The 11,884-nt window shown below is 66.4% G+C and carries 14 protein-coding genes; 7 read left to right on the forward strand and 7 right to left on the reverse strand.

Annotated elements, in window-relative coordinates; translation table 11 throughout:
* Positions 1 to 124 precede the first annotated feature (124 nt).
* The 4 genes from ML540_RS17775 (at position 125) to ML540_RS07320 (ending at position 4,793) form a co-directional block, all read left to right on the forward strand.
* A complete protein-coding gene (locus ML540_RS17775; protein ID WP_279343325.1) occupies positions 125 to 1,369 on the forward strand; it encodes a hypothetical protein in 1,245 nt (414 codons plus the stop codon).
* Entirely contained in the window at positions 1,370 to 3,025 is a 1,656-nt protein-coding gene (locus ML540_RS07310) for a two-component system sensor histidine kinase NtrB (RefSeq protein ID WP_243359699.1), read from the forward strand.
* An 86-nt stretch (positions 3,026 to 3,111) separates the two neighbouring features.
* Positions 3,112 to 4,485, forward strand: a complete 1,374-nt coding sequence (locus tag ML540_RS07315; protein WP_243359701.1) for a sigma-54-dependent transcriptional regulator — start codon at positions 3,112 to 3,114, stop codon at positions 4,483 to 4,485.
* A gap of 17 nt (positions 4,486 to 4,502) precedes the next feature.
* On the forward strand, positions 4,503 to 4,793 hold the full coding sequence (locus tag ML540_RS07320; RefSeq protein WP_243359702.1) for an Hpt domain-containing protein: 291 nt from the start codon (positions 4,503 to 4,505) through the stop codon (positions 4,791 to 4,793).
* A 172-nt stretch (positions 4,794 to 4,965) separates the two neighbouring features.
* On the opposite strand, the gene ML540_RS07325 is transcribed toward ML540_RS07320, so the two are convergent.
* From ML540_RS07325 to ML540_RS07355, 7 genes are all read right to left on the reverse strand, one after another.
* Positions 4,966 to 5,616: a response regulator gene (locus tag ML540_RS07325; RefSeq protein ID WP_243359703.1), complete on the reverse strand. Its 651-nt coding sequence runs from the start codon at positions 5,614 to 5,616 to the stop codon at positions 4,966 to 4,968.
* 261 nt (positions 5,617 to 5,877) lie between these two features.
* Positions 5,878 to 6,225, reverse strand: coding sequence for a ferredoxin-thioredoxin reductase catalytic domain-containing protein (locus ML540_RS07330; RefSeq protein WP_243359704.1), 348 nt, complete (start codon positions 6,223 to 6,225; stop codon positions 5,878 to 5,880).
* A 5-nt stretch (positions 6,226 to 6,230) separates the two neighbouring features.
* On the reverse strand, positions 6,231 to 6,482 hold the full coding sequence (locus ML540_RS07335; protein ID WP_243359705.1) for a glutaredoxin family protein: 252 nt from the start codon (positions 6,480 to 6,482) through the stop codon (positions 6,231 to 6,233).
* The gene (locus ML540_RS07340) at positions 6,479 to 7,261 is read right to left on the reverse strand and encodes an amino acid ABC transporter permease (protein ID WP_243359706.1); all 783 of its coding nucleotides are present in this window, start codon (positions 7,259 to 7,261) and stop codon (positions 6,479 to 6,481) included. The genes ML540_RS07335 and ML540_RS07340 overlap by 4 nt, the downstream gene beginning before the upstream one ends.
* 41 nt (positions 7,262 to 7,302) lie before the next feature.
* A complete protein-coding gene (locus ML540_RS07345) occupies positions 7,303 to 8,103 on the reverse strand; it encodes a transporter substrate-binding domain-containing protein (RefSeq protein WP_243359707.1) in 801 nt (266 codons plus the stop codon).
* A 95-nt stretch (positions 8,104 to 8,198) separates the two neighbouring features.
* A complete protein-coding gene (gene tmk / locus ML540_RS07350; protein WP_243359708.1) occupies positions 8,199 to 8,831 on the reverse strand; it encodes a dTMP kinase in 633 nt (210 codons plus the stop codon).
* Complete coding sequence (locus ML540_RS07355; protein WP_243359710.1) at positions 8,807 to 9,838, reverse strand: 3'-5' exoribonuclease YhaM family protein; 1,032 nt, start codon at positions 9,836 to 9,838, stop codon at positions 8,807 to 8,809. Before ML540_RS07355 ends, tmk begins: the two co-directional genes overlap by 25 nt.
* Before the next feature lie 139 nt (positions 9,839 to 9,977).
* Between ML540_RS07355 and surE the strand changes: the two genes are divergently transcribed.
* From surE to ML540_RS07370, 3 genes are all read left to right on the forward strand, one after another.
* Complete coding sequence (surE, locus tag ML540_RS07360) at positions 9,978 to 10,730, forward strand: 5'/3'-nucleotidase SurE (RefSeq protein WP_243359711.1); 753 nt, start codon at positions 9,978 to 9,980, stop codon at positions 10,728 to 10,730.
* 121 nt (positions 10,731 to 10,851) lie between these two features.
* Positions 10,852 to 11,253: a response regulator gene (locus ML540_RS07365; protein ID WP_243360839.1), complete on the forward strand. Its 402-nt coding sequence runs from the start codon at positions 10,852 to 10,854 to the stop codon at positions 11,251 to 11,253.
* Positions 11,254 to 11,362: 109 nt separating this feature from the next.
* Positions 11,363 to 11,782 (forward strand): hypothetical protein, encoded by a 420-nt coding sequence (locus ML540_RS07370; RefSeq protein ID WP_243359713.1) that lies wholly within the window; start codon positions 11,363 to 11,365, stop codon positions 11,780 to 11,782.
* Positions 11,783 to 11,884 lie beyond the last annotated feature (102 nt).

Below are 11,884 nucleotides of genomic sequence, written 5' to 3' on the forward strand. Positions count from 1 at the left end.
CCTTGTGCGCATTCCGGGTGATAGATGAAGGGGAGAGCGGGGCGCTGTCCCGCACCCGGAGGGGCGTGGCCCCGGTCCGGGATCGCGGGGGGCTTCCCCGACACACTTCCCGCTGGAGCACACGATGCTGCGTCGACTTTTCTGGTTGCTGTTCGCTTTTTCCCTGGCCGGGCTCGCGGCTTCGTCGCTTGCCCTGTTCGCCGGGCCGTCGGCCGAGGTGGCCGACTGGTCGGGGTGGAGCTTTCTCGGGCTGTCCCGCCCGCGCTGGGAGGCCCTGCACTACGGGCTGGGGCTTCTGCTGGCCGTGTCCGGCCTGGTGAGCCTCTTCACCGGCGGGAGCCGGATGATGGCCACCGGTGACGGCGAGGCGGACGCGGCTCCGGCCTGGATCACCGCCATCATCGTGTTCGCGGCCTTCGTGCTGTCCAGCGTGCTCATGCTGCCCCCGGGCGGCACGCTGGTGGCCATGTCCGGTTCGCTCAAGTCGTGGCACGCCAAGAGTTTCGGCGAACCGCCCCTGGCGGGCGCGGCGCACCTTTCCCCCACGGAGCTGGCCAAGCGCCTGAGCCTGGACCCCGGCAAGGCCCTGACCAACCTGGCCGTGCACAACGTGAAGATTTCCTCGTCCGACGCCACCATCGACGAGATCGCCCGCACCAACGGACTGGCCCCGGCCGCGGTGTACGAGACCCTGCGCGGCGGCAAGGAGCCCAGGCTCCCCGCCCCGGCCCAGGCGGTCCAGGCTCAAGCCCAGCAGGCTCCCCCCCTGCCGCCCCAACTGCCCGCCGACCCCCCGCCGGGACTGGGCAGGCTGAAGCTCTCCGACGTCTGCGAGCAGTACGGCCTGAATCTGAACACGGCTGTGGACAAGCTGGCCAAGGCAGGAATCCGGGCCTCTGGCGACATGACCCTGCGCCAGATTTCCCAGAACAACCTCATGCTGCCCATCGAAGTCTACGACGCCCTGCGCGGCACGCCCCAGCAGCCCCAGCCAGCCCCTGTTCCGGCTCCTGCTCCGGCGGCCCCCGCCCCGGCAGCTCCGGCGACGGCCCAGCCCGAGGCGCAGCCCGCCACAGCCGCGCCCGCGCCGCAGGCTCCTCCGGCCGTGACGGCGCAGCCCCAACCGGCCGCTCCGGCTCCGGGCCAGGCCCCGGAACAGGCCCCCGCCCCGCAGGTCGTCCTCGTGCCCGAGAACCTGGGCGCCATGACCCTGGCCGCCTTCTGCCGCGACCACAACATCGAGGCCCCGCAGGCCCTGGCCCGGCTCAAGGCCAAGGGCATCGTGGCCTTCTCGGACATGACCTTCCGGGAACTGGCCATCGAAAACAACCTCACCCCCGAGCAGGTGATGGAACTCATGGTCAAGTAGATGGACGTCTCCGCCCCGCGCACCCCCAGGAGCCTCCTGGCCCTGGCCGCCCTGGCCCTGGTGCTCATGGGAGCGGCCCTCTCGGCCGTGACCTGGCGCAACCTCGTGGAGCAGCGCCAGCTCATCGACCAGCACGTGCAGGTGGCGGCGCGAACCATCCTGCGCGGGGTGGAGTCCAACCTCATACGGGTGATGCCCATGCTTGGGCGCATGCAGCCCGAGGTGGCCCGGGAACGCCTTGCGGAAGTCTTCCGCGAGACTGCCGACTCGGGCGACGTGCTGTTCCTCGGAATCTACGACGCCGAGGGACGCCAGCTGATCTCCTCCGAGCCCAAGGAGGCCCAGGGCATGCTCGAGGCGCCGCTGGACTCCTTGGCCCTGGCGGACCTGGCCCTCACAGGCGAGTGGTTCGGATCCCTGCCCATGGGTGGCACCACCATCCTGGGCTACGCCGCCCGCATGCGCCCGGGCATGGCCAAGTTCTGCCCCGGATCAAGCGGCGGGCCGCCCGGCAAGCAGCCCCCGGTGTACTTCCTGGTGGGCATGAGCCTGGACGAGCACTACGCCCAGCTCAGAAACTTCCGCAACGCCGCGCTCATGCAGACCGGCTTCGTGCTGGGCACGGCGGCGCTCCTGTGGATACTGCTGCTGGCCTACTTGCGCCGCCGCGAGCAGGGGCGCAGGCTGGACCGGCTGGAGATATTCCACTCCAAGCTCCTGGATTCGCTGCCCGAAGGGCTTCTCACCGTGGACGCCTCGGGGATGGTCTCCGCCGTGAACCCGGCCGCCAAGACCATCCTCGGCCCTGATCTGGTCGGACGCGAGTTCTCCGGGCTGCCCCTGGACATCGACCCGGGCAACTGCCCGCTGGACTGCTCCTGGCGTCAGATCGAGCTTCAGGGGCGGTCGCTGGAGATACTGGCCGCCCCCCTGGAGCGGGAGACCATGGTCCTGGTGCGCGACCGCACCCAGCTGCGCTCCCTGGAGCGCGACCTGGAACAGTCGCGCCACTTGGCGGCTGTGGGGCGGCTCGCCGCCGGGGTGGCCCACGAGATACGAAATCCCCTGAGCGCCCTGCGGGGGTTTGCCCAGCTTTTCGCCGCCAAGCTCGCGGGCAAGCAGCCCGAACAGTCCTACGCCGAGACCATGGTGCGCGAGGCGGACCGGCTGGGCCGGGTGGTGACGGACCTGCTCTATCTGGCGCGCCCCAGGCCCATGGAGCCGCAGCCCGTGGACCTCGCGGCCCTGTCCGAGGAACTGGGCAGGCTCCTGCGCTTCGACCTGGAGCGGACCAAGGCGGGGCTGTCGTTCGACATCCAGATGCCGTCGGTGCTGGCGGACGCGGATGGGCTCAAGCAGGCGCTCATCAATCTGATGCTCAACTCCATGGCGGCCATGCCGGAGGACGGGGGCACGGTGACGCTGTCCAGCCGGGCGCTGGACGGCGAAGTCCACGTGAGCGTGGCCGACAACGGCCGGGGAATGGAGGAAGCGGAGCGCGCCCGGGCCCTGGAGCCGTTCTTCACCACCCGCAAGGAAGGGTCGGGGCTGGGGCTGGCCATCGTGCACAAGATCGTGCGCGACCACGGGGCCGCGCTCGAAATCGAGAGCGAGCCCGGGCGCGGCACGGTCGTGACCATGAAATTCAAGGCGTGAACGCGAAGCCCGCTAATAGTTTTTGAAAGGAGGTCCAGGAGGAAAAACTTTTTTTAAAAAGTTTTCGTCCTGGCCGCCGGAGGCTCATGAAATCTCTTCTCGTGATCGACGACGAACCCGGCCACCGCCTGATGGTGCGGGCCGTGATGGAGGACGCCGGCTGGTCCGTGTCCGAGGCCGCCTCGGGCGAGGAGGGCCTCAAGCGCTTGCGGGGCTGCCGAAGTTCGGACTGCCCCTCCGTGGTGCTTCTGGACATGAAGATGTCCGGCATGGACGGCGTGAAGACCCTGGCGGGCATCAGGGAAATCCTGCCGCAACTGCCGGTGGTCATGCTCACCGCTTACGGCACCGTGGGCTCGGCCGTGGAGGCCATGAAGCGCGGAGCCTTCGATTACCTGACCAAGCCCGCCGACAACGAGGAGCTCAAGGCCGTCCTGAACAGGGCCCACGAATACGGCCGCCTGGTTTCCGAGAACCGCGAGCTCAAGCGCAGGGTGGGCGAGGCCGACGCGGCCTCCAAGCTCATCGGGACAAGCCCGGCCATGCGCCAGGTGCGCGAGCTGGCGAGCCAGGTGGGCCCGGCAGAGGCCACGGTGCTGATCCTGGGCGAATCGGGCACCGGCAAGGAACTGGTGGCCGAGCTGGTGCACGCCATGAGCCCCAGGCGCGACAAGCCCCTGGTGAAGGTCAACTGCGCGGCGCTGCCGGGCGATCTCCTGGAGAGCGAACTCTTCGGCTACGTGAAGGGTGCGTTCACCGGGGCCATCAAGGACAAGCCCGGCCGATTCCAGCTGGCCCACGGCGGCACGCTTTTCCTGGACGAGGTGGGCGAGCTTCCGTTGGGCCTTCAGGCCAAGCTCCTGCGCGCCCTGCAGGAGCGCGTGGTGGAGCCCTTGGGATCGGTCAAGCCCGTGGCCACGGACGTGCGCATCCTGGCGGCCACCAACCGGGACCTGCGCACAGAGGCGGCCAAGGGAGCCTTCCGCGAGGACCTCTATTTCCGCCTGGGGGTGCTCGAGATCAAGATTCCGGCGCTGCGCGAGCGCATCGAAGACCTGCCGGAACTGGCGGCGCACTTGCTGGCCAAGCTGGGGGCGCGCAACAAGAAGACCGTGCGCGCCGTGAGCCCGGCCTATCTGGACATCCTGTCCCGGTATCCCTGGCCGGGCAACGTGCGAGAACTCGAGAACGTGCTGGAACGCTCGGTTATCCTGTCGCGCTCGGACACCCTGACCCCGGAGACCCTGCCGCCCCACCTGACGCGCGAGGCGTCCGCGCCCGTCCGGGGAGCGGCCGAGCCCCAGGACGCCCCGGTGAGCTTCGAGGACGCCGAGCGCCTGGCCATCGTTTCGGCCCTGGAGGCCAACGAGGGGCACCGGGAGCGCACGGCCGAGGCCCTGGGGGTCAGCCGCCGGACCCTGCAATACAAGCTCAAGAAGCTGGGGTTGGCCAAGCGATGACTCCGGAGGTTTCGAAGATGCTCGAGGGAGTCCCGGATGTGCTGCGCCCGCTGCTGCCCGAGGTGTACGAGGCGCTGCGGGAGATCCTTTCCCAGGCGTGCGGGGCGGTTGAAGCGGGCGACGCGGCCGGGGCGCGCGCGGCGGCGCACCAGCTCAAAGGCGCGGCCATGCGTTTCAGCCTCGAGGCGCTGGCTCAGAAGGCATCCCAGGCCGAGGAATGCGCCGGGTCGGGCGATCTGTCCTGGACTGGAGCGGCCCTGCGGGAATTCACGGCCCTTCTTTCGCTGCTTGAACGCACGGGGCCGTGAACTCCGGTTCACGACGGGAGAGGGGCGGGCACTGCCGCACGGATCGCGGCCGGGGAGCCGGTTGGGCAAATGCCCGGCGAGCAGCAGTGGCGGAAAAAAGAAACACCGCCCGATGACCGCCCCATGACCGGAGGGTGCTCGGCGGCTGGACGGCGAAGCGGGGCCGGTGGGGCTAGTCTTCTTCCTCGATGAGCCCGTTTTCCAGGCAGAAGGCGGCAAGTTCCAACGAGCTCCGCAGGCCGAGCTTCTTCTTCAGGTTGGTCTTGTGTTTCTCCACGGTCTTGACGGAGACGAAGATGGCGTCGGCGATGCCCTTGTTGGTCTCGCCCTTGGCGGCCAGCTTGAGCACCTGGCGTTCTCGCTTGGAAAGGCGGTCCAGCGGATCGGAAGACTTGTTGCCCAGGCGGCAGACCTGGGCCAGCATGGCCGAGACTTCGCGCGAGAAGAAGGTCTGGCCGGAAGCCACGGCGATGATGGCCGCGGTGAGCTCCTCGCTGGGACTGTTCTTGAGCAGGTAGCCGTCGACCCCGGCCTGCACGGCCGAGGTGAGGTAGTTCTCCTTGCCGTGGGCGGTCAGGGCCAGGATGCGCACCCTGGGGCAGCGGCGCTTGATCTCGGCGATGGCCTCCACGCCGTCCATGCGGGGCAGGGAGAGGTCCATGAGGACCACGTCCGGATTGAGCCGCACGGTCTGGTTCACGGCCATGTGCCCGTCCGACGCCTCCCCGGCAATTTCAAAGCTCGAGTTCGACTGCAAGAGCGCTTTGAGGCCCTTGCGGACGATCTCCATGTCTTCGGCGAGGAGGAGTCTTATTTTCTTCATAATGTGTACGGATTGAGCATTTCTACATCCAGCGCAACGGTAGCAAAGATGCCTAAAGAGTCAATAGTGATGACAGGGATTTACGTGTGCGGGTGGGCCGGCTCATGAAAAAAAGCGCCTTGGTGTCGCCCCCCCGCCGTGTGCGTCCCCGAAGAAATGTCGCTGTACCGTTAAACATGCGCTGAACAGTATTGATTTCTCCCGATGAATATATGCTGCGCGTCTGGTTGGTGTTTCAACATGCTCCCGGATTCGACGCGATCAATCCAGGCCCAGCCCGGCGAGCACCTTTTCGGCCGGGCGCCTCTCCGGCACGACCCGGTGGGGGCATTTGCCCTCGTTCCACTCCTTGGAGGTGTAGAGACCGCAGAAGCAGGCTCCGTATTCGGCCACGTCGGGCTCCCGGTAGGTGCAGGGGCAGATGATGTCCCTGTCCATCTCGTAGTTCCCCGAGGCCAGGCGACAGGGGCAGGCCATGTGCCCGTAGCGCTCCTTGTTGACCAGGAGCATTTCGAGGAGATCCATGACCATGGTCGTGTCGCTGTTGAAAAAGTAGCCCTTCTTTTCCTGGAATGCCTTGAGTTTTCCGTAGAGTTCCTTGGCGTCCATGGGGGTTAGTCCTCCAGGGCCCTTTCGATCTCGATCTTGTCGAAGCCGACGATGACCTTGCCCTCCACGATGACCGTGGGGAAGGACAGGCCCGGGTTGACCTTCTTTATTTCGTCGATGGCGCTTTTGCGTTCGTCGCCGGTGAGCTTGTCCACGTAGACGCAGTCGTACGCCTGGTCGCGTTCGTCGAGGAATTCCTTGCAGTGCTTGCAGTGGATACAGGTGGAAAGGGCGTAGACCTTGACGGACTTCTTCATGGAACGGCTCCTTTGGGCTTGGCGGGGGTCCTGCTCCTCGGAGCGGATTGGTAGGTTATCCGCTTTTCCAGATGGTAGGTCAAGATGCTCAGGGGATAGGTCAGCAGGAGGTAGAATACGGCCAAGGGGAGGTAGGCTTCGAAGGTCTTGTACGTGATGGAGTTGACGATTTCGGCCCCCTTGGTGAGCTCGCGCACGGCGATCACCGAGAGCAGCGACGAATCCTTGATGAGCGAAACGAACTGTCCCGTCACCGGGGGGATGATGCGCCGCAGGGCCTGGGGGAAGACCACGTGGCGCAGGGCCTGTCCGTGGGTGAGCCCCGAGGAGCGGGCCGCCTCCCATTGCCCGGGCGAGATGGACTCGATGCCCGCCCGGACCATCTCCGTGATGTAGGCCCCGGCGAAAAAGGCCAGCGTGACCATGCCCGTGAGGAACGGGCTGTCCACGTGCACCATCACCGCGAAGCAGAAATAGAAGATGTAGATTTGGGTGAGGAGCGGCGTGCCCCGGAAGCCCCACACGTAGAGCGTGGCCAGCTCCTTGAACCAGACGTTCTCGGAGACCCGGGCCAGCCCGCCCAGCACCCCGATCACCAGGCCGAGCACGATGGCCCCGCAGGAGACCATGATGGTGTTGGCGAATCCCTGGATGAACAGGTCGCGGTATTGCCAGACCACCCACCAGTTCCAGTTGTAGTGGAGGGTGGACATCATGGCCACGAGCAGAGCTGCGGCGCAGGAGAGCAGGATGAGGCGGACGGCGATTGGCTTGGGCATGGGAAGAACGGCCCCGGCGGGTTGCGCCGGGGCCGCGGGGATTAATGCAGCAGCGGCTCCACGAACTGCTTGCGCAGATCGTCCAGGGTGCCGTCGGCCTTGCGCAGGGTCACGAACATCTCGAACCAGTTCCACAGGTCGAAGTCGCCCTTGTGCATGGCGATGCAGAAGGGCTCGTAGGTGAAGGGCGTCAGGATGGCCTTGGTGGCCCCGGGGTATTCCTTGGCGTGCTTGGCGATGGAGAGCTGGTCGTAGATGAAGGCGTCGGCGCGGCCGTTGACCACTTCCTGCACACAGGCGGATTCATCCTTGTAGCGGTTGATGGTGGCCTTGGGGAAGCGTTTGGCGGCCAGCAGGTCCGAGGTGGTGCCGGTCTTGACGGCAATGATGCGCTTGGGGTCGTTGAGCTCGTCGACCTTGGTCACGTCCGGGGCGCGTTTGGCCGAGAGCAGGGCGCACAGGCCGGTGGTGAAGTAGGGGCTGGTGAAGGTGATGGTCTTGGAGCGCTCCAGGGTGCCGGTGATGCCGGAGATGATCAGGTCGATCTTGCCGGTCTGCAGGGCCGGGATGAGGCCGGTCCATTCCATGTCCTTGATTTCGAGCTCCACGCCCAGGTCCTTGGCGGCGAGCCGGGCCAGTTCCACGTCCAGGCCCACGGGCTGTCCCTTGGCGTCGGTGGACTCGAAGGGCGGGTATTTGAGTTCCATGCCCACCACCAGCTTCTTGCGGTTGACGATGTCGGTGAGCAGGCTCTGCTTGTTTATGTCGAAGGATGTCTGAGCCATGGCTGGCAGGGCGGCGAAAGCCAGGACGGCGAGGATGAGTACGGATCGACGTAGCATGCGTGGGCCTCCTGATGTTCTGGTATTGCCATTCATTAGCTCAAAACGAGGGTGGCAGGAAAGCCTTTTTTGGAAGAAAAGGCTTGGGGCGCGGGCTATGCCAGCCGCGCCGCGATGGCGGAGCGCACCAGGGCGAACACCTCGTCCGGGCTGCCCGAGGCGTCGACCACGGCGAAGCGTCCGGGTTCGCTTTCGGCCATGGCCAGGAATCCCTGGCGCACGCGCTCGTGGAAGTCGGTCTCCAGGGCCTCGAAGCGCCCCTCGGACTGGCAGGCCCCGGCGGCGGCGTTGCGGCCGCGCGCCCGGCCAAGACCCAACGCAACCGGCAGGTCCAGCACCACGGTCACGTCCGGGGCGAGCCCCCCCGTGGCCATGCGGCCGAGATCCGTAAGGCGCGCCACGTCCAGGCCCCGGCCGTAGCCCTGATAGGCCACGGTGGAGTCGTGGTAGCGGTCGCACAGAACGGCCTTGCCCGCGGCCAGGGCCGGGCGGATCACCTGGGCCACGTGCTGGGCCCGGTCGGCCAGGTACATGAAGAGTTCCGCCATGGGGTCCAGGTGGGTGTTGCGCGCGTCCAGCAGGATGCGGCGCAGCTCCACGCCCAGGGCGCAGCCGCCGGGCTGGCGGGTGACGAGCGTGTCCCTGCCCTGCGAGCGCAGCCAGTCCTCGGCCAGGGCGATCTGGGTGGACTTGCCCGCGCCTTCTACACCTTCAAAGGTAACGAACATTGGGGCGGGCCTTTTTCCTGCGGCTTGCGGGGCGGGCCGTTCTCAGGCTTCACCCGCACGGGGTTGTAGACGTAGCGGTCCAGGGCGCGCACGAAACCGGTGACGCCGATCTTTTCCGGGTCCTCCACCGCGCCCAGGAACTGGTGCACCTTGGCGTCGATGTTGTCGGCGAAGTGCAGGATCATGGCCTCGGGGGTCATGGGCGTCTTGGGGGAGCCGAAGGCCAGCTCTCCGTGGTGGCTCACCAGCATGTGCTTGAAATGCAGCGCCAGGCCGGGCTCCAGGTCCTTGGCCTTGCGCAGGAAGGGCTCCAGAAGGCCGAGCGATATCACGATGTGCCCGAGCATCTGGCCTTCGTCGGTGTATTCGCGGGTGAGCCCCGAGGAGAGCTCCCAGGCCTTGCCCATGTCGTGGAAGGCCGCCGCGGCCAGCAGGGTGTCGCGGTCAAGCTGGGGGTAGAGCTGGCACAGGGACAGCGCCACCCGGCACACGGCCAGGGTGTGCTCCACCAGGCCTCCCCGGTAGGCGTGGTGCATGGCCTTGGCCCCGGGCGCGGCCAGGAGCTTCTCGCGTATCTCGGGGTCGCCGAGCACCTTGCGGCAGAAGCGCCGCCAGGGGGCGTGGCCGATGTTGGAATTTAAAAAATCTTCCAGCTTGGCGTAGAGGGATTCGGGCTTCTCTTCACTCTCAGGCAGGAAATGGCCGTAATCGATGCCCTCGGGCGCGGGGCCCAGGGGCTCCAGGCCGTCCAGGTTGAGCTGGGGCTGGTCGCGGTAGGTGGTGACGGTGCCTGAGGCGATGGCGAACTGTCCGGCGGGCAGGTCGTCGAAGGCCAGGGAGCCCGGGGACCAGAGCTTGGCCTCGATGACGCCGGTGGCGTCCTGGAGCTTGAGCGACCAGAAGGGGCCGTTGCGGGCCTGGCCCTTGGATGCCTGCGCCAGCAGGAAACATTCGCTCACCTGGTCTCCCACGGCCAGGTCGCGCACGAAGATTCGTTTTTCCGTCACCTTCTTGCCAGCCTCTCGGGGGTAATAGTATACGGTCAACCGGTGTGAAGAACTACAGATTTCCCCAGGCCGGGGCAAGTGGTCCGAACAGCGCGCACCGACCTGCAGAACTTTTAGCCCAATCCGATTCGAAGAACCCATGAAAATACTCCTGACCAACGACGACGGCATCCAGGCCGTGGGCCTGCGTTCCCTGTATCACGGTCTCAAGCGCGCCGGACACGAGGTGCACGTGGTGGCTCCGGTCACTGAGATGAGCGCCGTGGGGCACGCCGTCACCCTGGCCGCGCCGCTTCGCGTGAAGGAATTCGACGAAAAGGACTTCCGGGGCCAGGGCGTCTCCGGCACCCCGGCGGACTGCGTAAAGCTGGGCCTGGCCACGCTGCTCGGCTTCAGGCCCGACCTTGTGGTCTCGGGCATCAACGCCGGGGCCAACGTGGGCGTGGACATCCTCTATTCGGGCACGGTGTCCGCCGCCACCGAGGGCGCCCTCATGGGCCTGCCGGCCCTGGCCGTTTCCTACGACAGCTTCGCCCCCTCGGACCTGGCGGCCCAGGGGGACTACACGGCCTGCTTCGTGAACAAGGTGGACTGGGGGGCCCTCCCCAGGCATTGCGTGCTCAACCTCAACTTCCCGGCCCTGCCCATGGGCGAGGTGCGGGGACTCAAGGTCTGCCCCCAGACCCGCGCCGCCTACGACGACTGGTACGACGAGCGCATCGATCCGCGCGGACGCAAATACTATTGGCTCACCGGCGTCATCCCCCCCGAGCGCGTTTCACCAGGCAAGGACCGGGCCCTGCTCACCGAAGGCTACATGACCCTCACCCCCCTGCGCTTCGACTTCACCGACCACGAGACCATGCAGCGGCTGGCCTCTCTCCCGTTTTGACCCCGTAACTCCGAAAAAAAACGCAAAAAGGCCCCTTCCGGGGCCTTTTTGCGTTGCAGCGGCCATGGAAACATGTCAAAAAAGAAATATTATGAACCCAGTGGAGCATCCCTTGCTGAATGTGCTCATCGTCGACGACGACGAGATCACCCAATTCCATGCCAGCCAGCTGCTGCTGTCAATCGGGCGCGCCCGGATGGCCTACACCGGCATGGACGCCATCGCCCGGGTGGAGGAATCCATCGCGGCGGGGGAGCCCTACGACCTGATCCTCATGGACGTTGTGATGCCGGGACTGGACGGACTGACCACGGTGCGCGAGATAGTAAAGCTCTTCAACGACCACCGCATCCCCCTGGAGAAGCGCCCCAAGATCGTCATGCTCTCTTCTGTGGACGAGCGCGACACCCAGATCGACGCCCTCTACGCCTGCGGCGCGGACCACTACCTGATCAAACCCCTGGACGGGGACGAGCTGATCAAGGCCCTGGCCGAACTGGGGCTGGTCACCCCTCCTCTCTGAGCCTTCCGTCCCGGATGTCGCGCGGGGACGCGAAAAAAAACATCGCCACTTGCGACAGCCGTTCGGGCGAGGTACATTCCGGACAATCCGCCATCCCAAGGAGAATGAGATGAAACGAACATTGTTCATCCTGGCCGTTCTCTGCGCCGTAGCCACCGCCGCCCAGGCCCAGCAGGCCGGGCAGGTCTACCAGTGCGTGCGCCCGGACGGCACCGTGGTCTGCACCGTCACCGACACGACCGGAAACCCGAGCGTCACCTGCAACCACGAATGCGTTGACTGCAACATGGTTTGCGCGGCCCGGGCGCACCTGACCGAGGGCGGAACGGTGCCCGTGCTGCCTCCTGCGGTTCCGGCCGAGCGCCGAGCGCCTTCCGCCGCGCCTGAAACCCGGGAATACTGCCAGCGCGAATACCAGGCGTGCGTGGCCAAGTGCAAGGGCGATCCCATGAACAGGTCCTCGTACGACATGGACGCCTGCGTTTCCAGCTGCAACAGCTGGTATTCCGGGTGCGGCATGAAGCCTTAGGCGCCGCGGAGGGTTCTCTCGGGCCGCCACATGGCGGACCTGTGCAGGAAAGGGACGCGGGCGCGACTTTCGCGATCAGGGCTCGAGATCGCGCCCGTTTCT

The organism is Fundidesulfovibrio terrae (assembly GCF_022808915.1).
GTDB classification, from domain to species: Bacteria; Desulfobacterota; Desulfovibrionia; order Desulfovibrionales; family Desulfovibrionaceae; genus Fundidesulfovibrio; species Fundidesulfovibrio terrae.

Bases quoted from the DNA above. Each gene is read 5' to 3' on its own strand.
- ML540_RS17775 (WP_279343325.1), top strand. From the start codon at position 125: ATGCTGCGTCGACTTTTCTGGTTGCTGTTCGCTTTTTCCCTGGCCGGG.
- ML540_RS07310 (WP_243359699.1), top strand. From the start codon at position 1,370: ATGGACGTCTCCGCCCCGCGCACCCCCAGGAGCCTCCTGGCCCTGGCC.
- ML540_RS07315 (WP_243359701.1), top strand. From the start codon at position 3,112: ATGAAATCTCTTCTCGTGATCGACGACGAACCCGGCCACCGCCTGATG.
- ML540_RS07320 (WP_243359702.1), top strand. From the start codon at position 4,503: ATGCTCGAGGGAGTCCCGGATGTGCTGCGCCCGCTGCTGCCCGAGGTG.
- ML540_RS07325 (WP_243359703.1), bottom strand. From the start codon at position 5,616: ATGAAGAAAATAAGACTCCTCCTCGCCGAAGACATGGAGATCGTCCGC.
- ML540_RS07330 (WP_243359704.1), bottom strand. From the start codon at position 6,225: ATGGACGCCAAGGAACTCTACGGAAAACTCAAGGCATTCCAGGAAAAG.
- ML540_RS07335 (WP_243359705.1), bottom strand. From the start codon at position 6,482: ATGAAGAAGTCCGTCAAGGTCTACGCCCTTTCCACCTGTATCCACTGC.
- ML540_RS07340 (WP_243359706.1), bottom strand. From the start codon at position 7,261: ATGCCCAAGCCAATCGCCGTCCGCCTCATCCTGCTCTCCTGCGCCGCA.
- ML540_RS07345 (WP_243359707.1), bottom strand. From the start codon at position 8,103: ATGCTACGTCGATCCGTACTCATCCTCGCCGTCCTGGCTTTCGCCGCC.
- tmk (WP_243359708.1), bottom strand. From the start codon at position 8,831: ATGTTCGTTACCTTTGAAGGTGTAGAAGGCGCGGGCAAGTCCACCCAG.
- surE (WP_243359711.1), top strand. From the start codon at position 9,978: ATGAAAATACTCCTGACCAACGACGACGGCATCCAGGCCGTGGGCCTG.
- ML540_RS07370 (WP_243359713.1), top strand. From the start codon at position 11,363: ATGAAACGAACATTGTTCATCCTGGCCGTTCTCTGCGCCGTAGCCACC.